Here is a 25,740-nt window from a genome sequence, read left to right on the forward strand (position 1 = left end):
TTGCATCAGAAGGACCAGGCAATGGCAAATCACAATCGTGCGGGTCAACCTGCACAACAGAGCGATTTGATTAACGTCGCCCAGCTTACCGCTCAGTACTACGTGCTGAAGCCAGAAGTGGGCAATGCAGAACACGCAGTGAAGTTTGGTACGTCTGGTCACCGTGGCAGCGCGGTTCGCCAAAGCTTTAACGAGCCGCACATTCTGGCCATTGCCCAGGCCATCGCGGAAGAGCGCGCCAAAAATGGCGTCACCGGACCGTGCTACGTCGGTAAAGATACCCATGCCCTGTCAGAGCCTGCTTTTATTTCCGTACTAGAAGTGCTGGCGGCCAACGGCGTCGATGTGGTGATTCAGGAAAACAACGGCTACACGCCGACCCCTGCCGTGTCCAACGCGATTCTGGTGCATAACCAGAAGGGCGGTGCGCAGGCCGATGGGATTGTGATCACTCCGTCGCACAACCCGCCGGAAGATGGCGGCATCAAATATAATCCGCCAAACGGCGGCCCGGCGGACACCAACGTCACCAAAGTGGTCGAAGACCGTGCTAACGCTCTGCTGGCCGATGGCCTGAAAGGCGTGAAGCGAATGACGCTGGGCGAGGCGATGGCCTCAGGTCATGTTAAAGAGCAGGATCTGGTCCAGCCGTTTATTGAAGGGCTGGCAGATATCGTCGATATGGCCGCGATCCAGAAAGCCGGTCTGAAACTGGGCGTTGACCCGCTCGGTGGCTCCGGTATCGAATACTGGCAGCGTATCGCGGCGCACTACAAGCTGGATCTGACCATCGTTAACGATCATGTCGACCAGACCTTCCGCTTTATGCACCTTGATAAAGACGGCGCGATCCGTATGGATTGTTCCTCCGAGTGTGCGATGGCCGGTCTGCTGGCGCTTCGCGATAAGTTCGACCTCGCGTTTGCCAACGACCCGGACTATGACCGCCACGGTATCGTCACCCCTGCGGGCCTGATGAACCCGAACCACTATCTGGCTGTTGCCATTAACTACCTGTTCCAGCATCGTCCACAGTGGGGCAAAGACGTGGCCGTCGGCAAAACGCTGGTCTCCTCGGCGATGATTGACCGGGTGGTTAACGATTTGGGCCGTAAACTGGTTGAAGTGCCGGTTGGTTTCAAGTGGTTTGTTGACGGTCTGTTCGACGGCAGCTTCGGTTTTGGCGGCGAAGAAAGCGCGGGTGCCTCCTTCCTGCGCTTTAACGGCACGCCGTGGTCCACTGACAAAGACGGCATTATCATGTGCCTGTTAGCAGCAGAAATCACTGCGGTAACCGGTAAGAATCCGCAGGAGCATTACAACGAGCTGGCTGCCCGTTTCGGTGCCCCGAGCTACAACCGTCTGCAGGCATCGGCCACTTCTGCCCAGAAAGCGGCCCTGTCTAAGCTCTCTCCAGAAATGGTGAGCGCCAGCACCCTGGCCGGTGACCCCATCACCGCACGCCTGACGGCAGCGCCGGGTAACGGCGCGTCGATTGGCGGTCTGAAGGTGATGACTGACAACGGCTGGTTCGCGGCGCGTCCGTCCGGTACGGAAGATGCGTACAAAATTTACTGTGAAAGCTTCCTCGGCGAAGAGCACCGTCTGCTGATCGAGAAAGAAGCGGTTGAGATTGTCAGTGAAGTATTGAAGAACGCATAACAGCGATTCTGGTGCGGGCTGATGCCCTCACCCCGGCCCTCTCCCGCGGGGAGAGGGCGCAAACACAACAAAACGGCAACCTTCGGGTTGCCGTTTTGTTTTCCGTCATCAGAGCATAAAGCGATAGCCAATCCCGGTTTCAGTGAGTAAATGCCGAGGGCGCGCGGGATCGACTTCCAGCTTCTGGCGCAGATGCCCCATATAAATGCGCAAATAGTGGCTATGCTCCACCGCGTTCGGTCCCCAGACCTGGCTTAACAGCTGGCGCTGGGTGAGCACTTTGCCGTGATTGTTAAGCAGGACCGCCATCAGACGAAACTCAATCGGCGTCAGGTGAATTTCTGCTTCGCCATGCAGGATGCGGCGCGCGGCCAGATCAACGCGAATATCCGAAAAGGTAAACACCGGTTCGGAAGGCGCGGCGACGCTGTGACGGCGCAGAGCGACCCGCAGGCGGGCCTGCAGTTCGCCAATGCCAAAGGGTTTGCTGAGATAGTCGTCGGCACCGGCATCAAGGGCGGCAATTTTGTCTGTCTCTTCGAGACGCGCAGAGAGCACAATAATCGGCATCTGGCTCCACTGGCGCACCTCGCGGATAAAATCGAGGCCATCGCCGTCGGGCAGGCCGAGATCGAGGATCACCAGGTCCGGTTTGCGGGTCGCGGCTTCAATCAGGCCACGCTGGAGCGTACCGGCATCGTGGACGCGCAAGCCTTCACCTTCCAGCGCGGCGCGCAGAAAACGGCTGATAGCGAGTTCATCTTCAACAATCAGAACGTTAATCACAAATCCTCTGCAAATTCATCGAGTTCGGGCGGCGAATCGAGCGGCAGTGTAACACGAAAAACGGCGCCCCCTTCGGTGCGGTTATGGGCCGCAATGGTACCGCCGTGCACCTCCACAATCGCCTGGCAGATAGCCAACCCGAGGCCAACACCGGGGATAGCCGACTCTTTATGCCCACGGGCGAACTTATCAAAGATAGCCTGTTCTTGTCCTGCCGGTATGCCGGGCCCATTATCCCAGACCTCAAGCTGCAGGTGCTGCGTTGACACGCTGGCCTGAATGCCGATTTGTGCTTTACTGCCCGCATATTTGGCGGCGTTTTCCAACAGGTTAATCAGCACCCGCTCGAACAGCGGACCATCCACGTGGATCAGTGCCAGCGGGGCAGGCATATCCAGCGCAATATGGCGACCGCCCAGCCCCGGTTCCAGCGTTCTTAAGGCACTGCCTATGACCTCTTCCAGCGTCAGCCACTCTTTTTTGAGATTAAAACCGCCGGACTGGATCCGCGCCATATCCAACAGATTATTAACCAGCCGGGTGGTGTTGAGCACATGCTGACGGATTTCGCTGGCCTGCAAAGCGTGACGGGAGCCTTCTGCCGCCAGGTCCAGCGTCAGGATCTCCGACTGGCCAAACAGCACCGTCAGCGGTGTGCGCAGGTCGTGAGAAAGTGCCGCCAGCAGCGAATTGCGGATGCTCTCGCGCTCACTGGCTAGCCGCGCATGCTCTTCACTGGCGGTCAGCGCCAGTCGCTCCAGCGCGCTGGCAACCAGCAGGGTAAAGGTCTCCAGCAGGCGCTGCTGCTCGGGGATCATTAGCTGGCGTAAGTTTGAAGGCTCGACAATCACCACCCCCTGATTTTGCAGCGGCAGTATCTGATAGGGCACGCCGGGCAGGGTGTCGGTCCCGGCCCCGGCGGGCAGCCCTTTGTCAAAACTCCAGCGGGCGATGGCTTCATCCCACGGCGTGATCCCGGAGGTCGGGGTCAGCGGGCGCAGTTTGCCGTCATCGTCCGGGAGCAGGATCAGGCTGCGGGCATGAAAGGTGGAGTGAATAAACTGCTGGCTGGTCTGGACGATATCCTGCGGCGTGCGCCCAACCGCCAATGCTTTCGACATCTCATACAGATGGCGGGTGCGCTGCTCGCGATAGCGGGCAATTCGTGCCTGATAGCGCACGCCGGCCGTCAGATTACCGATTAATAATCCCACCGCCAGCATCACGGCGAAGGTCAGGAGATACTGCACATCCGACACGGCCAGCGTGCCGCGCGGGGCAATAAAAAACAGATCGAAGCTAGCAACGTTGATCACCGTCGCCAGCACCGAGGGCCAGCGTCCGTAAAACAGCGCCACGATCACCACCCCAAGCAGGTAGATCATCACCAGGTTGGCGGCATCAAAGTCGGGCAGCCACTGGCTGGCGATAACGGTAATTAACGCACAGAGCAGGACCGCCACCAGACAGCCGCGCAGCTGGACGCGCCATTTATCGCTGAAGGTGCGGGCATCCGGGGTTTTAGCCGGCAGGGCAGTGGGTTTGTCATCCAGGGCGACGATCAGCAGATCGAGGTCGGGCGCGCGCTGTGCCAGCCTGTCGGCAAAGGTCTCCCGGCTGAACCAACGACGACGCGCCCGTCGACCTATCACAATTTTGCCAAGGTTATGCTCCCGGGCGTAGCGCAGGATGGCCTTGTCTTCCGCCTGATCGGCGAGGGTCGCGGTTTCGGCGCCCAGCTCCTGGGCCAGACGCAGCGCGCTCAGAATGGCGCGGCGCTGGTTTTCCGGCAGGCGGTGCAGCTCGGGTGTTTCGACATACACCGCATGCCAGACGCTGCCAAACTTTGCCGCCAGCCGGGCGGCGGTGCGCACCAGCTTTTCATTGCCGCTGCCATGACCAATGCACAGCAGGATGGCGTCGCGGGTATGCCACACTTTTTCCTGCCCCTGGCTGTCGCGCCAGGCCCGCATCTGATCGTCAACCCGATCGGCGGTGCGGCGCAGGGCCAGCTCGCGCAGGGCGATTAAATTGCCTTTACGGAAAAAGTGCTCAATCGCCCGTTCGGCCTGCCCGGCGATATAGACTTTGCCTTCGTGCAGGCGCTGGCGCAGATCGTCCGGGGGCAGATCCACCAGCACCACCTCATCGGCGGCGTCGAAAAAGGGATCCGGGACGGTTTCCCGCACCTGAATCCCGGTCACACCGCTGACCACATCATTCAGGCTTTCCAGATGCTGGACGTTGACGGTGGTAAACACGTCGATCCCGGCTTCGAGCAACTCCTCCACATCCTGCCAGCGTTTGGGGTGGCGCGAGCCGGACGCATTGCTGTGCGCCAGCTCGTCCATCAGGATCAGTGCCGGGCGGCGGGCAAGTGCGCCGTCGAGATCAAATTCGGTTACCAGACGCCCACGGGAATGGCTACGTCGGGGCGGCAGAGCGGCCAGTCCGGTCAATAATGCGGCCGTCTCCTGACGACCGTGGGTTTCAACGACCCCAATGATGATATCGAGCCCCTGGGCGCGCAGTCGCTGCGCTTCAGCCAGCATGGCGAAGGTCTTCCCGACGCCAGCGCAGGCGCCGAAGAAGATTTTCAGCTTGCCGCGATGGGTGCTCGCGGTTTGCTCCAGCAGCCGGTCCGGGTCCGGGCGCAAAGGCTCATTGGTCATCAGGGTTTCCTTAGCGCGTCCAGCGCCAGATTCAACTCAACAATATTCACTATCGGCATGCCGAAGACGCCAGTCGGCGGTTTTTGCGTATGTTCGGCCACCAGTTGACTGAGCTGGCTGGTGGTTAACTGACGCGCCTGCGCCACGCGCGGGATCTGCCAGATAACGGCGTCAGGTGCCAGGCTGTAATCCAGCCCGCTGGCTGAGGTGGTCACCAGCTCAACCGGCACGCTGCGGCTGGCCTGCGGGTTGGCTGCGCGTAACGCCTCGACGCGGGCACGAACGACCCTATCCAGCTCAGGATTGCTGCCCGCCAGGTTACTGCCGCCGGAGGCCAGCGGATTATACGGGCTTTCTGCCGTGGCGGAAGGACGCCCATGGAAGTAGCCCGCACCGGTAAAGTTCTGCCCAATCAGGCGCGAGCCGCGGATCTCGCCCTGCTGGCGGATAAGGGAACCGTTGGCCTGATCGGCAAACCACCACTGGCCCAGCGCGGTGGTCACCAGAGGATAAAGGCCGCCGGTGATCAGGGCCAGCAGGATAAACAACAGTATAGCGGGACGTAATATAGCCATTTGATTTTCCTCTTAAACCAGCCCAAGCACAGTCAACAGCAGGTCGATGGCTTTAATGCCGATAAACGGCACCACCAGCCCACCGAGGCCGTAAATCCACAGATTGCGGCGCAGCATCGCTGCGGCGGTGAGCGGTTTGTAGCTCACCCCTTTTAGCGCCAGCGGGATCAAGAAAATGATGATCAGCGCGTTAAAAATCACCGCGCTCAGGATCGCTGAGGCGGGGGAGTGCAAGTGCATCACGTTCAGGGCGTTCAGCTGCGGATAGGTAGCGGCAAACGCTGCCGGGATGATGGCAAAATATTTCGCCACGTCGTTGGCGATACTGAAGGTGGTGAGCGAGCCACGGGTCATCAGCATCTGCTTGCCGATGTGCACCACTTCAATCAACTTGGTCGGGTTCGAGTCGAGATCGACCATATTGCCCGCCTCTTTTGCCGCCTGGGTACCGGAGTTCATTGCCACCGCCACGTCCGCCTGGGCCAGCGCCGGGGCATCGTTGGTGCCGTCGCCGGTCATCGCCACCAGCCGCCCCTCTGCCTGATACTGGCGGATCAGCGCCAGTTTGGCCTCCGGGGTCGCCTCTGACAGGAAATCGTCCACCCCTGCTTCGGCAGCAATGGCGGCGGCGGTCAGCCGGTTGTCGCCGGTGATCATCACCGTTTTAATGCCCATTTTACGCAGCTGGGCAAAGCGCTCTTTAATCCCGCCCTTCACCACATCCTTCAGGGCGATCACCCCCAGCACCGTCGCGCCTTCTGCAACCACCAGCGGCGTAGCGCCCTGACGAGCCACGTTCTCGACCAGCGTATCCACCTGCGGCGGGAAGTGGCCATTATTGGCTGCAATGTGGCGGCGAATGGCGTCCACCGAGCCTTTGCGGATTAATCGATCCTGAATGTTGATCCCGCTCATCCGCGTCTGCGCCGTAAAGGGCACGAAAGTGGCGTGCAGGCTCTGGACATCGCGCTGGCGCAGGTTAAAGCGCTGTTTGGCGAGGATCACGATGCTGCGGCCCTCCGGGGTTTCATCTGCCAGCGAGGCCAGCTGCGCCGCGTCGGCCAGCGTCTTCTCCTCTACGCCCGGCGCGGGCAGAAAGTCGGACGCCTGGCGGTTGCCCAGCGTGATGGTGCCGGTTTTATCCAGCAGCAGCACATCGATGTCGCCTGCCGCCTCGACCGCCCGGCCGCTGGTGGCAATGACGTTGGCGGCCAGCATCCGGCTCATGCCCGCCACGCCGATCGCCGACAGCAGGCCGCCGATGGTGGTTGGGATCAGACACACCAGCAGGGCGACCAGCACCGTGACGCTGACCGCCGTGCCGCCGTACGCTGAGAAGGGCCACAGGGTGGCGGTTGCCAGCAGGAAGACGAGGGTCAGCGCCACCAGCAGAATAGTCAGAGCGATTTCGTTAGGCGTTTTGCGGCGCTGCGCGCCTTCGACCATGGCGATCATCCGATCGAGAAAGGTCTCGCCCGGATTGACGCTGCACTGGATCACCAGCCAGTCGGAGAGAATGCGCGTCCCGCCGGTAACCGACGCAAAATCGCCGCCGGATTCACGAATAACCGGTGCCGATTCACCGGTAATGGCACTCTCATCGACCGAGGCCCCGCCTTCGATCACCTCCCCGTCGCAGGGGATAATGTCACCCGCCTCCACCAGCACGATGTCGCCTTTACGCAGCGTATCCGCCGGAACCGCATCCGTAGCGGCCCCGTATTGTGGCTCACGCAGCTTGCGGGCAAAGGCGGTTTTCTGTACGCCCTTCAGGCTGTTGGCTTGCGCTTTACTGCGCCCTTCGGCCAGCGCTTCGGCAACGTTGGCAAACAGCACGGTAAACCACAGCCACAGGCTGATGGCCGCGGTAAACGCCGCACTGCCCGCCAGCTGCCCGCTGGCCATGGCGAGGGCAAGCCCGGTGGTCAGCAGGCTGCCCAGCCAGACAATAAACATCACCGGATTGCGCCACTGCACGCGTGGATCTAATTTTTTAACCGCATCCATCAGCGCCTGGCGAACCAGAGACGGTTCGAGCAGGGCCAGTTGTTTACGACTCATGACGAATACTCCGCAAAATCAGCGTAAAGAGAGATGTTCCGCGACCGGGCCTAAAGCGAGGGCGGGAATAAAGGTGAGGGCGCCGACCAGCAGCACGGTACCGATTAACAGGCCGATAAACAGCGCCCCACAGGTTGGCAGCGTGCCGCTTGAGGCGGGTTGGATTTTCTTGCTGACCAGTGCACCGGCAATCGCCATCACCGGCACAATCACCCCAAAGCGACCGACCAACATGCAGAACGCCAGAAGGCAGTTCCAGAACGGCGAGTTGGCGCTCAGACCGGCGAAGGCGCTACCGTTGTTATTGGCGGCGGAGGAGACGGCGTACAACACTTCGCTAAAGCCGTGGATGCCGGGGTTGAAGATGCCGCTGCGTCCGGCTTCGGTCATCAGCGCCAGCGCGGTGCCGAGCAGCACCAGTGCCGGCGTGACGAGGATCGCCAGCGCGGTCAGCTTCATTTCACGGACGTCGATTTTTTTGCCCAGATACTCTGGCGTGCGACCAATCATCAGCCCGGCGATAAACACCGCCAGCAGCACAAACAGCAGCATCCCGTACAGACCCGAACCGACGCCGCCAAACACCACTTCGCCGATCTGCATCAGCCACATCGGGATCATGCCGCCCAATGCCGTGAAGGAGTCGTGCATTGCGTTTACGGCCCCGCAGGAGGCAGCAGTGGTGACCACGGCATACAGGCTGCTGGCGAGAATGCCGAAGCGGCTCTCTTTGCCTTCCATATTGATAGTGCTGTCCGCCCCGAGCAGGGTGAAATGGCTATTACCCTGCCACTCGGCCCACATCACCAGCGCGGCGCAGACCACGAAGATGAACGACATCGCCCACAGGATCGCATGTCCCTGGCGGCGATCGTTCACCGCATCGCCAAAGGCAAAGCACAGCGCAGTGGGGATCAGGAAGATCGCCAGCATCTGCACGGCATTGGTCAGCGCGGTGGGGTTCTCAAATGGATGGGCGGAGTTGGCGTTGAAAAAGCCCCCGCCGTTGGTGCCGAGCATCTTAATCGCTTCCTGGGAGGCCACCGGCCCCATCGGCAGCAGCTGTTTTGCCCCTTCCAGTGAGGTGAAAGGCTGATACGGCAGCAGGTTTTGCAGCACGCCCTGCTGCACAAACAGCAGCGCAATCACCAGCGACAGGGGCAGCAACACCCACAGCGTTATGCGGGTAATATCAACCCAGGCGTTACCCAGGGTCGTGACATTCTGGCGGGCGAAGGCGCGGGTCAGGGCGAAAATCACTGCGATGCCGCTGGCGGCAGAGAGAAAGTTTTGCACCGTCAGGCCCACCATCTGGCTGAAATAGCTCAGGGTGGTTTCACCGGCATAGGACTGCCAGTTGGTATTGCTGACAAAACTCACCGCCGTATTCAGCGCCAGATGCCAGGACAGGCCAGGCAGCTGCTGCGGATTGAGCGGTAAAGATCCCTGCAACATCAGCAGGGCAAACAGCACCACCAGGCCGATCCCATTCAGCAGCAGAATGGCACCCAGGTAGTGACGCCAGCCCATCTCCTGGGTGGGAACCCCTAACAGGCGCAGCAAACCGCTGTCGACGGATTGCAGTCCCGGCAGCGGCAGGCCGTTTATCATTCGTGAAAGCAGTAACCCCAACGGCCGGGCGAGCACGAACAGCACCAGCAGAAAGCCAGCGATAAGCAGAAATCCTTGTGCGGCCATCAGAATGCCTCCGCGTTAATCAGGGCATAAATCAGATAGCCCATTAACAGCAACACCAGCACGATGCCAGCAATTACACCTGCACTCACAATTCACCTCCCGGTGACATTAGTCATGCTGCAAAGGTAGGACTTTGGGCGCAAAGATTTTGCAAAAATCAGGCGGGGAGATATAAAAAAAGTATAAAAATGCCAAAGCCACGATTTAACTAATGGTTAGTATTAATTTAACTTTTATGTAACTTAGTTACGGAGGAAGTGTAAATATTCACTAAACCAATCAAAAAGAGTGGTCGGATGAGTAGTAAAATTACAGCCAAAGCGCTATTATTTTCGCCAGATAACCAGTTTCATTTCCCGGAGAGTGTTTCCGGCCAGAGAAAGGGGAGAAAATGATGGAATATTACAAAGAGTATCCGGCACATATCGTTTTTATTCGCCGCACCTTCGCCGTGATGGCCGGTGTTCTGGCGTTACCAGTGATGCTTTTCTGGAAAGATCGTGCTCGTTTTTATAGCTATTTACACCGCGTATGGGCGAAGACCAGTGAAAAACCGGTGTGGATGGATCAGGCTGAAAAAGCCACCTGTGATTTTTATTAAGTAAAGACTGCACACAGCAACAGTCATAAAAAAACCGCCAGCAGCAATGTTGGCGGTTTTTTTTTATCCCTCGGGATTCGCGGTCCGTTGGGATGGGCTACCAGGCTCTTCCAGAGAAAAACATCTTATACTTAACCGCCCTCAGGCGAAATGTGCGCAATCTAAATGAATTCTGAAAGGCCTGTGGCGGTCTGCCTATGACCCATGATGTTAACTATGATGTGTCGTCCCTTTTCGCTATCTCGCAAATGGGCACCGGTCCCGGGAAAGGTGTTTTCACAACCGTAAATCAGGTTCTTCCAGAACTTGTGTCTGCCGGATTATCACCGGTGGTGAACGGTAGAGCGGTTAGTTTGCAGGGACCGCATAATGAGACGCTATCTGTGTATCGCGTTCATTGTCGCCAGCGTTTTTGTGATTAAAGGTGACGATCCGGCTGGATACGTTGCTGTTACCCCATTCACGCAGGACAAGTAGCGTTAAGGCCGCCGTCAGGGCGGCCTTTTTTATTGCGTTATGGCGACACTTGTTAAGAAGAAGTATCCTCGGTGACTTGCATATGTTACTGACGATAGTCCCGGAGTGTTATGTCCACCCATCTGGTCTGGTTTCGCGCTGATTTACGCATCCACGATAACCTGGCGCTTGCCGCCGCCTGTCGCAGTCAAAACGCGCGCGTGCTGGCGCTGTTTATCGCCACGCCGCAGCAGTGGACGCAACACCATATGGCGCCGCGTCAGGCGGCCTGTCTGTATGCCCATCTCACAGATTTACAGCAGCAACTGGCCGACAAAGGTATCCCGCTAATTTATGCCCAGGTGAGCGATTTCGCCGCCCAGCGTCAGCAGGTTGTGCAGATTTGCGACCAGCACGACGTGACGCACCTCTTCTATAACTACCAGTATGAATTCAATGAGCAGCAGCGCGACCGGCAGCTGGAGCGCGAGCTGGAGACGGTTGTCTGTCAGGGATTTGATGACAGCGTGATGTTGCCGCCCGGCAGCGTGATGACCGGCAATCACGAGATGTACAAAGTCTTTACGCCCTTTAAAAATGCCTACCTGCGCCGCCTGAAAGAGGGGCTACCGGAGTGTGCGTCCGCTCCTGCGGTGCGCGAGGGCGAGAAGGTCGTGCCCGCTACGTTGGATTTTGACTACCCGCAGCAGGCGTTTGATCGCGACCTGTTCCCGGCCAGCGAAAAAGCGGCTATCGCCCAGTTGCGCCGTTTCTGCCAGCAGGGGGCGGGGGAGTACGAATCGCAGCGCGATTTCCCGGCCATTGAAGGCACCAGTCGGCTTTCCGCTTGCCTGGCGCTGGGGGTCTTATCGCCGCGTCAGTGCCTGCATCGTCTGCTGGTCGAACAGCCTCAGGCGCTGGAGGGCGGGCCCGGTGCGGTTTGGCTTAACGAACTTATCTGGCGTGAATTTTACCGTCACCTGATGACGTATCATCCTGATTTATGTAAATATCGCCCATTCATTCGTTGGACTGATAATGTCAGCTGGCAGCACGACGACGCGCTGCTGGAGGCCTGGCAAACCGGGCAGACCGGCTACCCGATTGTCGATGCAGCAATGCGTCAGCTGAATGGCACGGGTTGGATGCATAACCGTCTACGGATGATTACCGCCAGCTTTCTGGTGAAAGATCTGCTTATCGACTGGCGGAAAGGGGAGCGCTATTTTATCTCTCAGCTGATCGACGGCGATCTGGCCGCCAACAACGGCGGCTGGCAGTGGGCTGCGTCGACCGGAACCGATGCAGCGCCCTATTTTCGAATTTTTAACCCGACAACCCAGGGACAGAAGTTTGACGCCAGCGGCGAGTTTGTGCGCCGCTGGTTGCCGGAACTGAACGATGTGCCTGACAAGGCGCTGCACGAGCCATGGATCTGGGCGGATAAGCACGGCGTGACGCTGGATTATCCCCGCCCGGTTGTCGATCATAAACAGGCGCGCGTTGCCACTCTGGCAGCGTATGAAGCCGCCCGTAAAGCGTAAGGGAATCATGATGAAAAACAGCGAACTGGAAAGCCTGATTAACGACAAACTGAACAGCAGCAGCTTCAGTGATTATGCCCCGAATGGCCTGCAGGTCGAAGGGCGTGAAAAGATACACAAGATTATCACTGGCGTGACCGCCAACCAGGCGCTGCTGGATGAAGCCGTGCGCCAGCAGGCAGACGCCGTGATCGTCCACCACGGTTACTTCTGGAAAGGCGAATCCCCGGTTATCCGTGGCATGAAGCGCAATCGTCTGAAGACGCTGCTGGAAAACGACATCAATCTGTACGGCTGGCACCTGCCGCTGGATGCGCATCCGGAACTCGGCAACAACGCGCAGCTGGCCGCACTGCTGGGCATCACGGTGATGGGCGAAATCGAACCGCTGGTGCCGTGGGGCGAGCTATCAATGCCTGTCTCGGGCCTTGAGCTGGCCTCGTGGATTGAAGCGCGCCTGGGGCGTCGCCCGCTGTGGAGCGGCGATACCGGGCCAGATACGGTGAAGCGTGTGGCCTGGTGTACGGGCGGCGGGCAGAGTTTTATCGACAGCGCGGCGCGTTTTGGCGTCGATGCGTTTATTAGCGGCGAAGTTTCTGAGCAAACCATTCACTCTGCCCGGGAGCAGAACCTGCATTTTTATGCCGCAGGCCACCATGCCACCGAACGCGGCGGGATTCGTGCCCTCAGCGAATGGCTGACCGAAACCACTGACCTGGATGTCACTTTTGTGGATATCCCTAATCCAGCCTGATGAGAGGTGCGTAAGTGCAGCGAGCACGTTGTTATCTGTTAGGCGAAACCGCCGTAGTGCTGGAACTGGAGCCGCCGGTCACGCTGGCGACGCAAAAAAGGATCTGGCGTTTAACCCAGCGACTGGGCGAGATCCCCGAAGTGGTGGAAGCCATTCCGGGGATGAATAATATTACCGTGGTGCTGCGTAATCCGCACTCGGTGGCGCTGGATGCGATTGAGCGTTTGCAGCGCTGGTGGGAGGAGAGTGAGGCGCTGGAGCCGGACTCTCGCGCTATCGACATCCCCGTGGTGTATGGCACCGCAGCCGGGCCGGATCTCGGTGAGGTCGCCCGACATGCCGGATTGAGCGAAAAACAGGTCGTTGAGCTTCATTCATCGATCGATTATGTGGTCTGGTTTTTGGGTTTTCAGCCGGGCTTCCCGTATCTGGGTGGTCTGCCTGAACAGCTGGCAACCCCGCGCCGGGACGAGCCACGTTTGCAGGTGCCTGCGGGATCGGTGGGTATCGGCGGGTCGCAGACCGGTATTTACCCGCTGGTCACGCCGGGCGGCTGGCAGCTGATCGGTCACACGCCATTGCCGCTGTTTGATCCGAAACGAGACGAGCCGGTGCTGCTGCGTCCGGGCGATACCGTGCGGTTTATTCCGCAGAAGGAGGGGGTATGTTAAAAATCATTCGCGCGGGACTCTACACCTCGGTACAGGACGGCGGCCGGATCGGCTTTCGCCAGTCGGGGATCAGCTACTGCGGTGCGCTGGATAAACCGGCGTTGCAGATCGGCAACCTGCTGGTTGGCAATGACCCGGACGATGCCGCGCTGGAGATAACGCTCGGTCAGTGTACGTTTGAATTTGAGCGTGACGGCTGGTTCGCGCTGACCGGGGCTGGCTGTGATGCCCGTCTCGATGGCGCGGCGGTGTGGACCGGCTGGCGCCTGCAGGTGAAAGCAGGCCAGCGGCTGACCCTTAACCGCCCGGTGCATGGGATGCGCAGCTACCTGGCGATTGCGGGCGGGTTTGATGTGCCGCGGGTAATGAACTCGCTGAGTACCGACCTGAAGGTGGGGCTTGGCGGGCTGGAAGGGCGGTTGCTGAAAGACGGCGACCGGCTGGACGTGCGTGCTGGCGGGCGTGAATTCCTCGAAGCGCAGGGGATCAAACAGCTGCTGTGGGGCAACCGGGTGCGCGCGCTGCCGGGGCCGGAGTATCACGAATTCGATCAGGCCTCGCAGGATGCGCTCTGGCGTCTACCTTGGCAGCTCAGCCCGCAAAGTAACCGCATGGGTTATCGCCTGCAAGGGCAAAAACTGCAGCGCACCACCGACCGTGAAATGGTCTCGCACGGGCTGCTGCCTGGCGTAATCCAGGTGCCGCATAACGGGCAACCTATCATTCTGATGAATGACGCCCAAACCACCGGGGGCTACCCGCGCATTGCCTGCGTCATTGAGGCGGATATGTACCATCTGGCACAGGTGCCGCTCGGACAACCGATCCACTTTATTCCCTGTACGCTGGAAGAGGCGCTGGAGGCGCGGCGGGTGCAGAAGCACTACATCGAGCAACTGGCATGGAGGTTACATGATCGCCATTGATTTAAATGCAGATTTGGGCGAAGGCTGCGGCAGCGATGCCGCCCTGTTACAGCTGGTATCATCAGCGAACATCGCCTGCGGCTTTCACGCCGGGGATGCCGAAACTATGCTCGCGAGCGTGCGCGAGGCGCTGAAAAACGGCGTCGCCATCGGGGCGCATCCCAGCTTCCCTGACCGGGAGAATTTTGGCCGCACCGCCATGACGCTGCCGCCCGAGACGGTGTATGCCCAGATGCTGTACCAGATTGGCGCCCTGGCGGCCATCGTCCGTGCCGAAGGGGGGCAACTGCGCCACGTTAAACCCCATGGTATGCTCTACAACCAGGCGGCGAAAGAGCCGGCGCTGGCGGATGCCATTGCCCGCGCGGTGAGTACTGTTGATCCTGATTTGATCCTGGTAGGACTGGCGGGCAGCGAGTTGATCCGCGCCGGGACGCGCTTTGGCCTGATCACCCGGGAAGAGGTCTTCGCGGATCGCGGCTATCAGGCGGACGGCAGTCTGGTGCCACGCACCCAGGCCGGGGCGCTGATTAGCGATGAAAACCAGGCCCTGGCGCAAACGCTGGAGATGATCCAGCGCGGTCGGGTGAAAAGTATCACCGGTGAGTGGGCCCGCGTGCATGCGCAGACGGTGTGCATTCACGGTGACGGCGAACATGCGCTGGCCTTTGCGCGTCGTCTGCGCCATGAATTTGAAGTAAACAACATAAAAATCAGTGCGTAACGCACGGCTGTAAACACAACATACGTAACACAACAACAGGAACATTATCATGGCAGAGACGCTATCCCTCTGGCCACTCATCGGTATCGCGGTGATTGTGGTTGGATTTCTATTACGTTTTAACCCGGTGCTGGTGGTTATTGTCGCCGGGATCGTCACCGGCCTGGCGGCGCATATGCCTCTCGCCACCATTCTGGAAAAGCTGGGCGAAGGGTTCCTGAATACCCGTAACCTGCCCTATATCCTGCTGATCCCGCTGGCGGTCATCGGCCTGCTGGAGCGCCACGGTCTTAAAGAGCGCGCCCAGGCGTGGATTGCCAAAATTCGCAGCGCCACCTCAGGACGCCTGCTGATTGTCTACCTGTTCGTGCGTGAAGCCTCGGCGGCGATGGGGCTGACCAGCCTTGGCGGTCATCCGCAGATGGTGCGTCCGCTGCTGGCACCGATGGCTGAAGGGGCCGCAGAGCAGAAGTATGGCGAACTGCCAGGGGCCGTGCGCTATCGCCTGCGCGCGATGTCCGCCGCGACCGATAACGTCGGGCTGTTCTTTGGTGAGGATATCTTCGTTGCCTTCGGGGCGATCATCTTTATGCACAACTTTATGCTGGAGTCCGGCGGGATCCAGACCGAGCCGCTGCACATTGCCCTGTGGGGGATCCCAACGGCGATCTGCGCCTTTATTATTCACGCGACACGTCTCTGGCGACTGGATAAACATCTGGAACGCGAGCTGGGCAAAGTGCAGGGAGCGGTGAAATGAATTTCCAACAGAGTTACCTTTACTGGCTGGCAGGGCTGGTGCTGCTGATTGTCGCGCTGATGTCGTTCCGCGATAAGGCTAACCCGCGCCGGGTGACCACCGGGTTGTTCTGGGGCATTTACGGGCTGATGTTTTTACTCGGCGACTGGACCTACGCGCTGGTCGGGGACAAGCGCAGCGTGCATATCGCCGTCGGCGTGGCGGTGGTGGGGCTGGCGCTGATCGCCGGCTTTGGCGGCGTGCGCCTCGGCAGCTATCACCAGCGTCAACCGCAGGAGCGTGAGGCCAGTGCGAAGCGCCTTGGCAACCGACTGTTCTACCCGGCGCTGGCTATCCCGGTGGTTACCGTGGTGGGCGTTTTGATGTTTAACCATATTCCCGGTCTGCAGGAAGGTTTGTTCGGCCCGGGGAACCACTCGACGCTGGTCACCCTGTTCTCGATGACGGTCGGCTCGCTGATTGGCCTCGGGATGGCAGTCAAGATGACGCATGAGAAAGTGCATCAGCCGATCCAGGAAGCGCGTCGTCTGCTGGACTCCATCGGCTGGGCATTTATCCTGCCGCAAATCCTGGCCACCCTGGGGCTGCTGTTTACCGCCGCGGGCGTAGGCGACGGCATCTCCTGGCTGACCACAACCTATCTGGCGGTGGACAGTCGCTTTATTGCGGTGGCGGTTTATGCCATCGGTATGGCGCTGCTGACGATGGTGATGGGCAACGCCTTTGCCGCGTTCCCGATTGTTACCGCCGGGATCGGCATCCCGATCCTGGTGCTGCAGCACGGCGGTAATCCGGCAGTGATGGCGGCTATCGGCATGTTCTCGGGCTACTGCGGTACGCTGATGACGCCAATGGCGGCTAACTTTAACATCGTGCCCGCAGCGCTACTGGAGCTGCCGGATAAAAATGCGGTGATCAAAGCCCAGGTGCCGACCGGCGTGCTGCTGCTGATTACCAACGTGTTCCTGCTTTACTTCCTGATGTTCCTGTAAGGAGAGATGATGCGAACCGTATTAATGACCGGTTTTGACCCTTTTGGCGGTGAGAGCGTTAACCCTTCCTGGGAAGTGGTCAAACAGCTGGAAGGGATGCATATTGACGGCTGTCGTGTGGTGACGCGCCAGCTGCCGTGCGTGTTTGGTGAGGCGCTGACGGTGCTGAATGCGGCGATTGACGAACTCGACCCGACGCTGGTGATTGCCGTTGGGCAGGCAGGTGGCCGGGTTGACGTCACCGTCGAGCGCGTAGGGATCAATGTCGACGACGCGCGTATCCCGGACAATATCGGCCAGCAGCCGGTCGACGTTGCTATTGTGGCGGACGGCCCGGCGGCGTGGTTCAGCACCTTGCCGATTAAGGCAATGGTGGCGGCGCTGCGCGACGCTGGCGTTCCGGCATCGGTGTCCCAGACCGCCGGAACCTTTGTCTGTAATCACGTGATGTACGGCCTGCTGCACAAACTGGCCGACAAGCCGGGTGCGAAGGGCGGATTTATCCATATTCCGTACCTGCCGGAACAGGCTGCTGCCCATCCCGGTGCCCCGAGCATGGCGGCGCAGACGGTTAAGCAGGCGCTGGAGATCGCCATTGCGGTTGGGTTACGTCAGACGACGGACATCAAAGCGACTGGCGGTGCCACACATTAGATAAGGATGTAAACATGCCAGAAGGTCCGGAGATCCGCCGTGCGGCGGATAGCCTGGAGGCGGCGATCAAAGGCAAACCGCTCACAGACGTGTGGTTTGCCTTCCCGCAGTTAAAACCCTACCAGTCGTCGCTTGTTGGCCAGACGGTGACGCAGATGGAAACGCGCGGCAAAGCGCTGCTGACCCACTTTTCGAATCAGCTGACGCTCTACAGCCATAATCAGCTGTACGGCGTCTGGCGGGTGGTGGAGACCGGCGATGAACCGCAAACCACGCGGGTGCTGAGGGTGAAGCTGCAAACCGCAGAGAAAACCATCCTGCTGTACAGCGCCTCGGACATTGAAATGCTCACCCCCGAACAGCTCACCACCCATCCCTTTTTACAGCGGGTTGGGCCGGACGTGCTGGATTATCGGCTAACGGCAGAGGATGTCAAAGCCCGGCTGCTGTCGCCCCGATTCCGCAATCGGCAGTTTTCCGGCCTGCTGCTGGACCAGGCGTTTCTCGCCGGATTGGGTAACTACCTGCGGGTGGAGATCCTCTGGGCGGTGGGGCTGGCGGCGCAGCATAAAGCCGCTCAGCTAAGCGAGGCGCAGCTTGATGCGCTCGCCGATGCGCTGCTGGCGATCCCGCGTCTGTCGTATACCACGCGCGGCGCGGTGGATGACAATAAGCATCACGGGGCACTGTTTCGCTTTAAGGTTTTCCACCGGGAGGGCAAGCCGTGCGAGCGGTGCGGCGGGACGATTGAGCGAACCAACCTGTCGTCACGACCGTTTTACTGGTGCCCTGGGTGTCAGACATAAAAAAGGCCGGGTTAATCCCGGCTTGCTTCTGGAATTGCTCGGCGGCGCTGCGCTTGCACGGGCCTACTGGATGTGTAGGCCGGTTAAGCGCAGCGCCACCCGGCAAAAATGCGTAATCAGGCGTTAGCCACTGGCTTAGGTGCTTCTTTCACCTGGGCATTCGCCAGCATCCGGCGCACCGGAACTATCAGCACAATCAGCACCGCGGCGCAGATCAGCAGCGCAATGGAGCAGCGGGCGAACAGGTCAGGCAACATATCCAGTTGATCGGCCTTCACGTGACCGCCGATCAAGCCCGCAGCCAGGTTGCCGAGCGCACTGGCGCAGAACCACAGACCCATCATCTGACCGCGCATTCTCTCCGGTGCCAGCAGGGTCATGGTGGCCAGCCCAATCGGGCTCAGGCACAGCTCGCCGAGGGTCAGCATCAGAATACTGCCCACCAGCCACAGTGGCGATACGCCCGCACCTGCGCCATTGAGGACGTTTTGCGCGGCCAGCATCATCAGGCCAAAACCACCGGCAGCGAATAAAATACCGATAACGAACTTGGTGATGCTACCCGGACGCACGTTTTTACGCGCCAGCGCTGGCCAGGCCCAGCTGAAGATCGGTGCCAGAATAATAATAAACAGCGCATTAATAGACTGGAACCACACCGCAGGGATCTCAAAATCGCCGATCATGCGGTTGGTGTAGTCGTTGGCAAACAGGTTAAACGAGGTCGGTTTCTGTTCGAATGCCGACCAGAAGAAGGCGGCGGAGACCAGCAGGATAAAGCATACCAGCAGCCTGGCGCGCTCTTTACGGTTCAGCCCGGCAAACACAAACAGCCAGATAAAGTACAGCGCCACCGAGACGGCAATCACGTACACCAGCACGCTGGCAACCGCCACCGGGTTGATGACAATCACGCCCTGGGCAATCAGCGTTACAATCACCGCCACGCCGACGGCCAGCGCCAGCAGCCATGCGCCGACGCCGTTTTTCTTCGCCACCGGGTTATTCCAGGTCGAGTCGAGGCCCACTTCGCTGTCGTAGCGTTTCATCGCCGGAACGGCAAACAGGCGGAAGATGACTAACGCCACCAGCATCCCGATGCCGCCAATGCCAAAGCCCCAGTGCCAGCCGTGGGATTTAATCAACCAGCCGGAGATCAGCGGCGCGATAAACGACCCCATGTTAATGCCCATATAAAACAGCGAGAAACCGCCGTCGCGACGGGCATCGTCTTTCTTGTACAGCGTGCCGACCATCACCGAAATACAGGTTTTGAACAGACCGGAACCGAGCACGATAAACATCAGGCCGATAAAGAACAGGCTACTGCCCATAAAGGCGGAGAGGGCAATCGACAGATGGCCGAGTGCAATCAGAATCGAGCCGTACCACACCGCTCGCTGCTGGCCGAGCCAGTTATCCGCCAGCCAGCCGCCCGGCAGCGCGGCCAGGTACATGCTGCCGGCAAAGATCCCGACGATAGCCGAGGCGTTTTCGCGTGCCATTCCCATGCCGCCATCGTATACGGTTGCCGCCATAAACAGGATTAGCAGCGGGCGAATGCCGTAGAACGAGAACCGCTCCCACATCTCTGTGAAGAACAGCGAGCCCAGCGGATAAGGATGGCCGAAGAACGTTCGGCTTTCGTGTTGACTGGCAGAGGTTTGCATAAATACTCCCTAAAGGTTTGCCGTGATGTTGGTAGGCACTGAAGTGTTATTGACCATGGTTATAGGTCTTTCTTTTACATTCAGCGATATATTATTTAACCATTTGATAACTTGCTGGTGGTTTTGTCTAGTACCACCCGGGGGACTTTAAGACGAAAATCCAATAGATGTCTAGTTTTACGGATTTTATGCTAATGCGCCGTGAAAAGTGATTGACGGGCTTTATTGCCAGAATGGTGCAAAAAAACAAAAAAATGGCCGCCCATTGCCGGGCGGCCATTATGGTATTCAGATAGCACATGCCGGGGCATTCCCCGGCATTAAAGCTTAGCGTTTAGTGACGTTAGTTTTGAAATCGCGCTGATCGTAGCCGGTATACAGCTGACGTGGACGCGCAATTTTCATTCCGTCGGTGTGCATTTCGTTCCAGTGCGCAATCCAGCCCACGGTACGGGCCATCGCGAAGATCACGGTGAACATGGAAGACGGAATACCCATCGCTTTCAGGATGATGCCTGAATAGAAATCGACGTTCGGGTACAGTTTCTTCTCGATGAAATACGGGTCGTTCAGCGCGATGTGTTCCAACTCCATCGCCACCTGCAGCAGGTCGTCTTTGGTGCCCAACTCTTTCAGCACTTCATGACAGGTTTCACGCATCACGGTCGCGCGCGGATCGTAGTTTTTGTAAACACGATGACCGAAGCCCATCAGGCGGAAGGAGTCGTTTTTGTCTTTCGCGCGACGCACGAATTCTGGAATGTGCTCAACGGAACTGATCTCTTCCAGCATCTTCAGAGCCGCTTCGTTGGCGCCACCGTGTGCCGGTCCCCACAGGGAGGCAATGCCCGCTGCGATACAGGCGAACGGATTCGCGCCAGATGAGCCTGCGGTACGTACGGTAGAGGTAGAAGCGTTCTGCTCGTGATCGGCGTGCAGGATCAGAATACGATCCATCGCGCGTTCCAGAACCGGGTTGATTTCATACTCTTCGCACGGCGTGGCGAACATCATACGCAGGAAGTTACCTGAGTAGGAGAGGTCGTTGCGCGGATAAACGAACGGCTGACCAATAGAATATTTGTAGCACATCGCCGCCATGGTCGGCATTTTCGACAGCAGACGGAATGCGGCGATATCGCGGTGACGCTGGTTATTAACATCCAGTGAATCGTGATAGAACGCGGCCAGCGCGCCGGTAATACCGCACATCACGGCCATCGGATGTGAATCGCGACGGAACGCATGGAACAGACGGGTGATCTGCTCATGAATCATGGTGTGACGGGTTACGGTGGTTTTGAACTCATCGTACTGTTCCTGGTTCGGCTTTTCGCCGTTCAACAGGATGTAGCACACTTCCAGATAGTTGGACTCAGTGGCTAACTGATCGATGGGAAAACCGCGGTGCAGCAGGATACCTTCGTCACCGTCGATATAGGTGATTTTAGATTCACAAGATGCGGTAGAGGTGAAACCTGGGTCGAAGGTGAAGACACCTTTTGAACCCAGCGTACGGATATCAATAACATCCTGACCGAGCGTGCCTTTTAGCACATCCAGTTCAATAGCAGCGTCACCTTCGCGGGTGAGTTTTGCCTTTGTATCAGCCATTTACGGTCTCCTTAGCGCCTTATTGCTTAAGACTGCCCGTATACCGGATTTGCATTCAGCTGTTTAATCATTGTTACCAGTTTGTTATTGGGCTCGCCGCTCAGCTCACGAGGAGGAAACCTGGGTACAGAGCAATGGCGCTAGCAGGTAAACAAATGAGAAATCAGAGAAGTAACAGCAAATCAGTGTTTGCGCAGTCCGAATTATTCAAACCTGTATATCACTAATAACTGTCCTGATAACTTCGGTCAATACCGTCACACTGTTACATAACTTATTCTCAGGTGAAAGAGAGACCTCATAACTTTTGCGCATTATATGCCTTTTCTGGTGATGTTTGTAACAATAATGTTTAACATTTGTCAAATCAGATGATTAAAATTTAAAAAGATGTTGTTATCGTGACTCTGATCACTGTTCGGCATAAAACCCGACAAACTGTATGTAGGTTAATTGTAATGATTTTGTGAACACCCTATACTGCCGCCAGGTCTCCGGAAAACCCTGCAATCCCGAGCCAACCAGCGTTGTAATGCGTCTTTTTGACATCTGGAAGCGATGTTATACATGACGCGCAGTTATATAAAAGGCACGCTGTCTGACCCGCACGCAGTCCGGAGGAGGGAAACAATAAGAACAGCATGTGGGCGTTATTCATGATAAGAAATGTGAAAAAACAAAGACCTGTCAATCTGGATCTGAAAACGATCCGATTCCCAGTAACGGCAATAGCGTCAATCCTTCATCGTGTATCCGGTGTGATCACGTTTGTTGCGGTGGGTATCCTCTTGTGGTTGCTCGGTACCAGCCTCTCGTCTCCGGAAGGATTCCAGCAGGCCTCTGCCATCATGAACGGTTTCTTCGTGAAATTTATCATGTGGGGCATCCTGACCGCGTTGGCCTACCACGTCGTCGTGGGTGTTCGTCATATGATGATGGACTTTGGCTATCTGGAAGAGACGTTCGAAGCCGGCAAACGAAGCGCTAACATTTCATTTGTCATCACTGTCGTGCTTTCACTTCTCGCAGGAGTCCTCGTATGGTAAGCAACGCCTCCGCATTTGGACGCAACGGCGTACATGACTTCATTCTGGTCCGTGCTACCGCCATCGTTCTCACGCTCTACATCATCTACATGATCGGTTTCTTTGCCACCAGCGGTGACCTTACGTGGGAAATCTGGACCGGCTTCTTCGGTTCTGCTTTCACCAAAGTCTTCACGCTGCTGGCGCTGTTCTCCATCCTGATCCACGCATGGATTGGTATGTGGCAGGTACTGACCGATTACGTTAAACCGCTGGCTATTCGCCTTCCTCTGCAGCTGGCTATTGTCGTTGCACTGGTGGTTTACGTTATTTATGGATTCGTTGTGGTGTGGGGTGTGTGATGAAACTGCCAGTCAGAGAATTTGATGCAGTCGTAATTGGTGCCGGTGGCGCAGGTATGCGCGCGGCGCTGCAAATTTCCCAGAGCGGCCAGACCTGTGCGCTGCTCTCTAAAGTGTTCCCGACCCGTTCCCATACCGTTTCTGCGCAGGGTGGCATCACCGTGGCGCTCGGTAATACCCATGAAGATAACTGGGAATGGCACATGTACGACACGGTAAAAGGCTCCGACTACATCGGTGACCAGGACGCTATCGAATATATGTGCAAGACCGGCCCGGAAGCGATTCTGGAGCTGGACCATATGGGTCTGCCTTTCTCCCGTCTGGAAGACGGCACCATTTATCAGCGTCCGTTTGGCGGCCAGTCGAAGAACTTCGGCGGCGAGCAGGCGGCACGTACTGCGGCGGCAGCGGACCGTACCGGTCACGCACTGTTGCACACCCTGTATCAGCAAAACCTGAAAAACCATACCACCATCTTCTCCGAGTGGTATGCGCTGGATCTGGTGAAAAACGACGATGGCGCAGTGGTGGGTTGTACCGCCCTGTGTATCGAAACTGGTGAAGTGGTCTACTTCAAAGCCCGCGCGACCGTGCTGGCAACCGGCGGCGCAGGCCGTATTTACCAGTCCACCACTAACGCCCATATCAACACCGGTGACGGCGTCGGTATGGCGATCCGCGCTGGCGTGCCGGTGCAGGATATGGAGATGTGGCAGTTCCACCCAACCGGTATCGCCGGTGCGGGCGTGCTGGTGACCGAAGGTTGTCGCGGTGAAGGTGGCTATCTGCTGAACAAACATGGCGAGCGCTTTATGGAGCGTTATGCCCCGAATGCGAAAGACCTGGCGGGTCGTGACGTGGTGGCGCGTTCCATCATGATCGAAATCCGTGAAGGTCGTGGCTGCGACGGTCCATGGGGCCCGCATGCCAAACTGAAACTCGACCATCTGGGTAAAGACGTTCTTGAATCCCGCCTGCCGGGCATTCTCGAGCTGTCCCGTACCTTTGCCCACGTTGATCCGGTGAAAGAGCCGATTCCGGTTATCCCAACCTGCCACTACATGATGGGCGGTATTCCGACCAAAGTGAGCGGTCAGGCGCTGACCGTGAACGAGCAGGGCGAAGACGTGGTCATCCCGGGCCTGTTCGCGGTAGGCGAAATTGCCTGCGTATCGGTCCACGGGGCTAACCGCCTGGGCGGCAACTCACTGCTCGACCTGGTGGTGTTTGGTCGTGCGGTCGGTCTGCATCTGCAGGAATCTATCGCTGAGCAGGGTGACCTGCGTGATGCCACCGAAACCAATATCGATGCTTCTCTGGAACGTCTGAATCGCTGGAACGGTAACCGTAACGGTGAAGATCCGGTGGAAATTCGTAAAGCGTTGCAGGCGTGCATGCAGAATAACTTCTCGGTATTCCGCGAAGGTGATGCGATGGCGAAAGGGCTTGAAGAGCTGAAAGTGATCCGCGAGCGCCTGAAAAACGCCCGTCTGGACGATACCTCCAGCGAGTTCAACACCCAGCGCGTCGAGTGCCTGGAGCTGGATAACCTGATGGAAACCGCTTACGCGACGGCTGTCTCTGCAAACTTCCGTACCGAAAGCCGTGGCGCGCATAGCCGCTTCGACTATCCGGATCGTGACGATGCTAACTGGCTATGCCATTCCCTGTATCTGCCAGTATCGGAATCCATGACGCGACGTGAAGTCAACATGGAACCGAAACTGCGTCCGGCGTTCCCGCCGAAGATTCGTACTTACTAATGCGGAGACAGGATAATGAAACTCGATTTCTCAGTTTATCGTTATAACCCGGATGTAGATGACGCTCCGCATATGCAGGATTACACCCTGGAAGCGGAAGAAGGCCGTGACATGATGCTGCTGGATGCGTTAATGCAGCTGAAAGAAAAAGATCCGACACTGTCATTTCGTCGTTCCTGCCGTGAAGGGGTATGTGGCTCCGACGGTCTGAACATGAATGGCAAAAACGGTCTGGCCTGTATCACGCCAATCTCTGCCCTCACGCGTGCGGGACAGAAGATTGTGATCCGACCTCTGCCTGGTCTGCCGGTCGTTCGCGATTTGGTGGTGGACATGGGGCAATTCTATGCACAATATGAGAAGATTAAGCCTTACTTGTTGAATAATGGGCAAAATCCACCCGCTCGTGAGCATTTGCAATCGCCTGAGCAGCGTGAAAAACTCGATGGCCTGTATGAGTGTATTCTTTGTGCATGTTGTTCGACGTCCTGCCCGTCATTCTGGTGGAACCCGGACAAGTTTGTCGGCCCGGCCGGCCTGCTGGCCGCGTATCGCTTCCTGATTGACAGCCGCGATACCGAAACCGACAGCCGCCTTGAAGGGTTAAGTGATGCTTTCAGCGTATTCCGCTGCCATAGCATTATGAACTGCGTCAGTGTATGTCCGAAGGGGCTGAACCCGACGCGTGCCATCGGCCATATTAAGTCTATGTTGTTGCAGCGCAGTGCGTAAGTAACAAGAGGGGAGCGCGTTTCCCCTCACCCTAACCCTCTCCCCACAGGGGAGAGGGGATAGATTGCAGAAACCTTTAAAAACTGCCCTGAACGACTCTGAAGTGCAGACAGTTTCTAAAGGTTCCTTCGCGGGCCAAACGAAAAGAGCTCGCAGGTGAACCCCGGCACATACACGCGGTGTATGTGGTAGTTTCTACGGCGAAATAAGCATAAACATGCTTAAGGGA

Annotated in this window: 24 protein-coding genes; 15 read left to right on the forward strand and 9 right to left on the reverse strand. The window is 57.9% G+C overall.

The features are described 5' to 3' along the window. Positions 1-21 precede the first annotated feature (21 nt). Positions 22-1,662 carry a phosphoglucomutase (alpha-D-glucose-1,6-bisphosphate-dependent) gene (gene pgm, locus M8013_RS18050; RefSeq protein ID WP_271269168.1) on the forward strand — a complete coding sequence of 547 codons (1,641 nt, stop codon included), beginning with the start codon at positions 22-24 and terminating at the stop codon, positions 1,660-1,662. 108 nt (positions 1,663-1,770) lie between these two features. Here the strand turns inward: pgm and kdpE are convergent, their stop codons facing one another. From kdpE to kdpF, 6 genes are read right to left on the reverse strand one after another with little or no spacing between them, the layout of a single operon-like run. Beyond that, complete coding sequence (kdpE, locus tag M8013_RS18055) at positions 1,771-2,448, reverse strand: two-component system response regulator KdpE (protein WP_271269169.1); 678 nt, start codon at positions 2,446-2,448, stop codon at positions 1,771-1,773. After that, positions 2,445-5,120: a two-component system sensor histidine kinase KdpD gene (gene kdpD, locus M8013_RS18060; protein ID WP_271269170.1), complete on the reverse strand. Its 2,676-nt coding sequence runs from the start codon at positions 5,118-5,120 to the stop codon at positions 2,445-2,447. The genes kdpE and kdpD overlap by 4 nt, the downstream gene beginning before the upstream one ends. Continuing rightward, positions 5,120-5,695 (reverse strand): potassium-transporting ATPase subunit KdpC, encoded by a 576-nt coding sequence (gene kdpC / locus M8013_RS18065; protein WP_271269171.1) that lies wholly within the window; start codon positions 5,693-5,695, stop codon positions 5,120-5,122. Before kdpC ends, kdpD begins: the two co-directional genes overlap by 1 nt. A gap of 12 nt (positions 5,696-5,707) precedes the next feature. Then, complete coding sequence (gene kdpB / locus M8013_RS18070; protein WP_271269172.1) at positions 5,708-7,756, reverse strand: potassium-transporting ATPase subunit KdpB; 2,049 nt, start codon at positions 7,754-7,756, stop codon at positions 5,708-5,710. Between the two features lie 18 nt (positions 7,757-7,774). Beyond that, positions 7,775-9,454 (reverse strand): potassium-transporting ATPase subunit KdpA, encoded by a 1,680-nt coding sequence (gene kdpA / locus M8013_RS18075; protein WP_271269173.1) that lies wholly within the window; start codon positions 9,452-9,454, stop codon positions 7,775-7,777. Continuing rightward, complete coding sequence (gene kdpF / locus M8013_RS18080) at positions 9,454-9,543, reverse strand: K(+)-transporting ATPase subunit F (RefSeq protein WP_271269174.1); 90 nt, start codon at positions 9,541-9,543, stop codon at positions 9,454-9,456. Before kdpF ends, kdpA begins: the two co-directional genes overlap by 1 nt. Before the next feature lie 305 nt (positions 9,544-9,848). On the opposite strand from kdpF, the gene M8013_RS18085 reads away from it, so the two are divergent. The 10 genes from M8013_RS18085 (at position 9,849) to nei (ending at position 18,342) form a co-directional block, all read left to right on the forward strand. Next, positions 9,849-10,055, forward strand: coding sequence for a YbfA family protein (locus M8013_RS18085; protein WP_271270149.1), 207 nt, complete (start codon positions 9,849-9,851; stop codon positions 10,053-10,055). Between the two features lie 587 nt (positions 10,056-10,642). Next, the gene (phrB, locus tag M8013_RS18090) at positions 10,643-12,055 is read left to right on the forward strand and encodes a deoxyribodipyrimidine photo-lyase (RefSeq protein ID WP_271269175.1); all 1,413 of its coding nucleotides are present in this window, start codon (positions 10,643-10,645) and stop codon (positions 12,053-12,055) included. Between the two features lie 10 nt (positions 12,056-12,065). Beyond that, positions 12,066-12,809 (forward strand): type 2 GTP cyclohydrolase I, encoded by a 744-nt coding sequence (locus M8013_RS18095; protein ID WP_271270150.1) that lies wholly within the window; start codon positions 12,066-12,068, stop codon positions 12,807-12,809. Positions 12,810-12,823: 14 nt separating this feature from the next. Further along, a complete protein-coding gene (gene pxpB / locus M8013_RS18100) occupies positions 12,824-13,480 on the forward strand; it encodes a 5-oxoprolinase subunit PxpB (RefSeq protein ID WP_271269176.1) in 657 nt (218 codons plus the stop codon). Continuing rightward, the gene (gene pxpC, locus M8013_RS18105) at positions 13,474-14,406 is read left to right on the forward strand and encodes a 5-oxoprolinase subunit PxpC (RefSeq protein WP_271269177.1); all 933 of its coding nucleotides are present in this window, start codon (positions 13,474-13,476) and stop codon (positions 14,404-14,406) included. The genes pxpB and pxpC overlap by 7 nt, the downstream gene beginning before the upstream one ends. Continuing rightward, complete coding sequence (gene pxpA / locus M8013_RS18110) at positions 14,396-15,130, forward strand: 5-oxoprolinase subunit PxpA (protein ID WP_271270151.1); 735 nt, start codon at positions 14,396-14,398, stop codon at positions 15,128-15,130. Before pxpC ends, pxpA begins: the two co-directional genes overlap by 11 nt. Positions 15,131-15,179: 49 nt before the next feature. Further along, positions 15,180-15,890: a DUF969 domain-containing protein gene (locus M8013_RS18115; protein WP_271269178.1), complete on the forward strand. Its 711-nt coding sequence runs from the start codon at positions 15,180-15,182 to the stop codon at positions 15,888-15,890. Further along, positions 15,887-16,882 (forward strand): DUF979 domain-containing protein, encoded by a 996-nt coding sequence (locus M8013_RS18120; protein WP_271269179.1) that lies wholly within the window; start codon positions 15,887-15,889, stop codon positions 16,880-16,882. The genes M8013_RS18115 and M8013_RS18120 overlap by 4 nt, the downstream gene beginning before the upstream one ends. 9 nt (positions 16,883-16,891) lie before the next feature. After that, positions 16,892-17,536: a pyroglutamyl-peptidase I gene (gene pcp / locus M8013_RS18125; protein ID WP_271269180.1), complete on the forward strand. Its 645-nt coding sequence runs from the start codon at positions 16,892-16,894 to the stop codon at positions 17,534-17,536. 14 nt (positions 17,537-17,550) lie between these two features. Beyond that, positions 17,551-18,342, forward strand: coding sequence for an endonuclease VIII (gene nei / locus M8013_RS18130; protein WP_271269181.1), 792 nt, complete (start codon positions 17,551-17,553; stop codon positions 18,340-18,342). Positions 18,343-18,458: 116 nt separating this feature from the next. Here the strand turns inward: nei and M8013_RS18135 are convergent, their stop codons facing one another. The 3 genes from M8013_RS18135 to M8013_RS23645 form a co-directional block, all read right to left on the reverse strand. Further along, the gene (locus M8013_RS18135; protein ID WP_271269182.1) at positions 18,459-20,012 is read right to left on the reverse strand and encodes a peptide MFS transporter; all 1,554 of its coding nucleotides are present in this window, start codon (positions 20,010-20,012) and stop codon (positions 18,459-18,461) included. Positions 20,013-20,339: 327 nt separating this feature from the next. Beyond that, positions 20,340-21,626, reverse strand: a complete 1,287-nt coding sequence (locus M8013_RS18140; protein WP_271269183.1) for a citrate synthase — start codon at positions 21,624-21,626, stop codon at positions 20,340-20,342. Positions 21,627-21,833: 207 nt separating this feature from the next. Then, positions 21,834-21,941 carry a hypothetical protein gene (locus tag M8013_RS23645; protein ID WP_418939547.1) on the reverse strand — a complete coding sequence of 36 codons (108 nt, stop codon included), beginning with the start codon at positions 21,939-21,941 and terminating at the stop codon, positions 21,834-21,836. Positions 21,942-22,267: 326 nt separating this feature from the next. On the opposite strand from M8013_RS23645, the gene sdhC reads away from it, so the two are divergent. From sdhC to M8013_RS18160, 4 genes are read left to right on the forward strand one after another with little or no spacing between them, the layout of a single operon-like run. Continuing rightward, positions 22,268-22,672 carry a succinate dehydrogenase cytochrome b556 subunit gene (sdhC, locus tag M8013_RS18145; RefSeq protein ID WP_271269184.1) on the forward strand — a complete coding sequence of 135 codons (405 nt, stop codon included), beginning with the start codon at positions 22,268-22,270 and terminating at the stop codon, positions 22,670-22,672. Then, positions 22,666-23,013 carry a succinate dehydrogenase membrane anchor subunit gene (gene sdhD, locus M8013_RS18150; RefSeq protein ID WP_271269185.1) on the forward strand — a complete coding sequence of 116 codons (348 nt, stop codon included), beginning with the start codon at positions 22,666-22,668 and terminating at the stop codon, positions 23,011-23,013. Before sdhC ends, sdhD begins: the two co-directional genes overlap by 7 nt. After that, positions 23,013-24,779 (forward strand): succinate dehydrogenase flavoprotein subunit, encoded by a 1,767-nt coding sequence (sdhA, locus tag M8013_RS18155; protein WP_271269186.1) that lies wholly within the window; start codon positions 23,013-23,015, stop codon positions 24,777-24,779. The genes sdhD and sdhA overlap by 1 nt, the downstream gene beginning before the upstream one ends. A 15-nt stretch (positions 24,780-24,794) precedes the next feature. Then, positions 24,795-25,511 (forward strand): succinate dehydrogenase iron-sulfur subunit, encoded by a 717-nt coding sequence (locus M8013_RS18160; protein WP_271269187.1) that lies wholly within the window; start codon positions 24,795-24,797, stop codon positions 25,509-25,511. Positions 25,512-25,740: the final 229 nt, after the last annotated feature.

The sequence above is a fragment of the Silvania confinis genome, assembly GCF_025564085.1.
Taxonomy (GTDB): Bacteria; Pseudomonadota; Gammaproteobacteria; order Enterobacterales; family Enterobacteriaceae; genus Enterobacter; species Enterobacter confinis.

What these genes read in the sequence shown, in the direction of transcription:
- pgm (WP_271269168.1), top strand. Translation starts at nt 22, where the DNA reads ATGGCAAATCACAATCGTGCGGGTCAACCTGCACAACAGAGCGATTTG.
- kdpD (WP_271269170.1), bottom strand. Translation starts at nt 5,120, where the DNA reads ATGACCAATGAGCCTTTGCGCCCGGACCCGGACCGGCTGCTGGAGCAA.
- kdpC (WP_271269171.1), bottom strand. Translation starts at nt 5,695, where the DNA reads ATGGCTATATTACGTCCCGCTATACTGTTGTTTATCCTGCTGGCCCTG.
- kdpB (WP_271269172.1), bottom strand. Translation starts at nt 7,756, where the DNA reads ATGAGTCGTAAACAACTGGCCCTGCTCGAACCGTCTCTGGTTCGCCAG.
- kdpA (WP_271269173.1), bottom strand. Translation starts at nt 9,454, where the DNA reads ATGGCCGCACAAGGATTTCTGCTTATCGCTGGCTTTCTGCTGGTGCTG.
- M8013_RS18085 (WP_271270149.1), top strand. Translation starts at nt 9,849, where the DNA reads ATGGAATATTACAAAGAGTATCCGGCACATATCGTTTTTATTCGCCGC.
- phrB (WP_271269175.1), top strand. Translation starts at nt 10,643, where the DNA reads ATGTCCACCCATCTGGTCTGGTTTCGCGCTGATTTACGCATCCACGAT.
- M8013_RS18095 (WP_271270150.1), top strand. Translation starts at nt 12,066, where the DNA reads ATGAAAAACAGCGAACTGGAAAGCCTGATTAACGACAAACTGAACAGC.
- pxpC (WP_271269177.1), top strand. Translation starts at nt 13,474, where the DNA reads ATGTTAAAAATCATTCGCGCGGGACTCTACACCTCGGTACAGGACGGC.
- M8013_RS18115 (WP_271269178.1), top strand. Translation starts at nt 15,180, where the DNA reads ATGGCAGAGACGCTATCCCTCTGGCCACTCATCGGTATCGCGGTGATT.
- M8013_RS18120 (WP_271269179.1), top strand. Translation starts at nt 15,887, where the DNA reads ATGAATTTCCAACAGAGTTACCTTTACTGGCTGGCAGGGCTGGTGCTG.
- pcp (WP_271269180.1), top strand. Translation starts at nt 16,892, where the DNA reads ATGCGAACCGTATTAATGACCGGTTTTGACCCTTTTGGCGGTGAGAGC.
- nei (WP_271269181.1), top strand. Translation starts at nt 17,551, where the DNA reads ATGCCAGAAGGTCCGGAGATCCGCCGTGCGGCGGATAGCCTGGAGGCG.
- M8013_RS18135 (WP_271269182.1), bottom strand. Translation starts at nt 20,012, where the DNA reads ATGCAAACCTCTGCCAGTCAACACGAAAGCCGAACGTTCTTCGGCCAT.
- M8013_RS18140 (WP_271269183.1), bottom strand. Translation starts at nt 21,626, where the DNA reads ATGGCTGATACAAAGGCAAAACTCACCCGCGAAGGTGACGCTGCTATT.
- M8013_RS23645 (WP_418939547.1), bottom strand. Translation starts at nt 21,941, where the DNA reads ATGCGCAAAAGTTATGAGGTCTCTCTTTCACCTGAGAATAAGTTATGT.
- sdhC (WP_271269184.1), top strand. Translation starts at nt 22,268, where the DNA reads ATGTGGGCGTTATTCATGATAAGAAATGTGAAAAAACAAAGACCTGTC.
- sdhD (WP_271269185.1), top strand. Translation starts at nt 22,666, where the DNA reads ATGGTAAGCAACGCCTCCGCATTTGGACGCAACGGCGTACATGACTTC.
- sdhA (WP_271269186.1), top strand. Translation starts at nt 23,013, where the DNA reads ATGAAACTGCCAGTCAGAGAATTTGATGCAGTCGTAATTGGTGCCGGT.
- M8013_RS18160 (WP_271269187.1), top strand. Translation starts at nt 24,795, where the DNA reads ATGAAACTCGATTTCTCAGTTTATCGTTATAACCCGGATGTAGATGAC.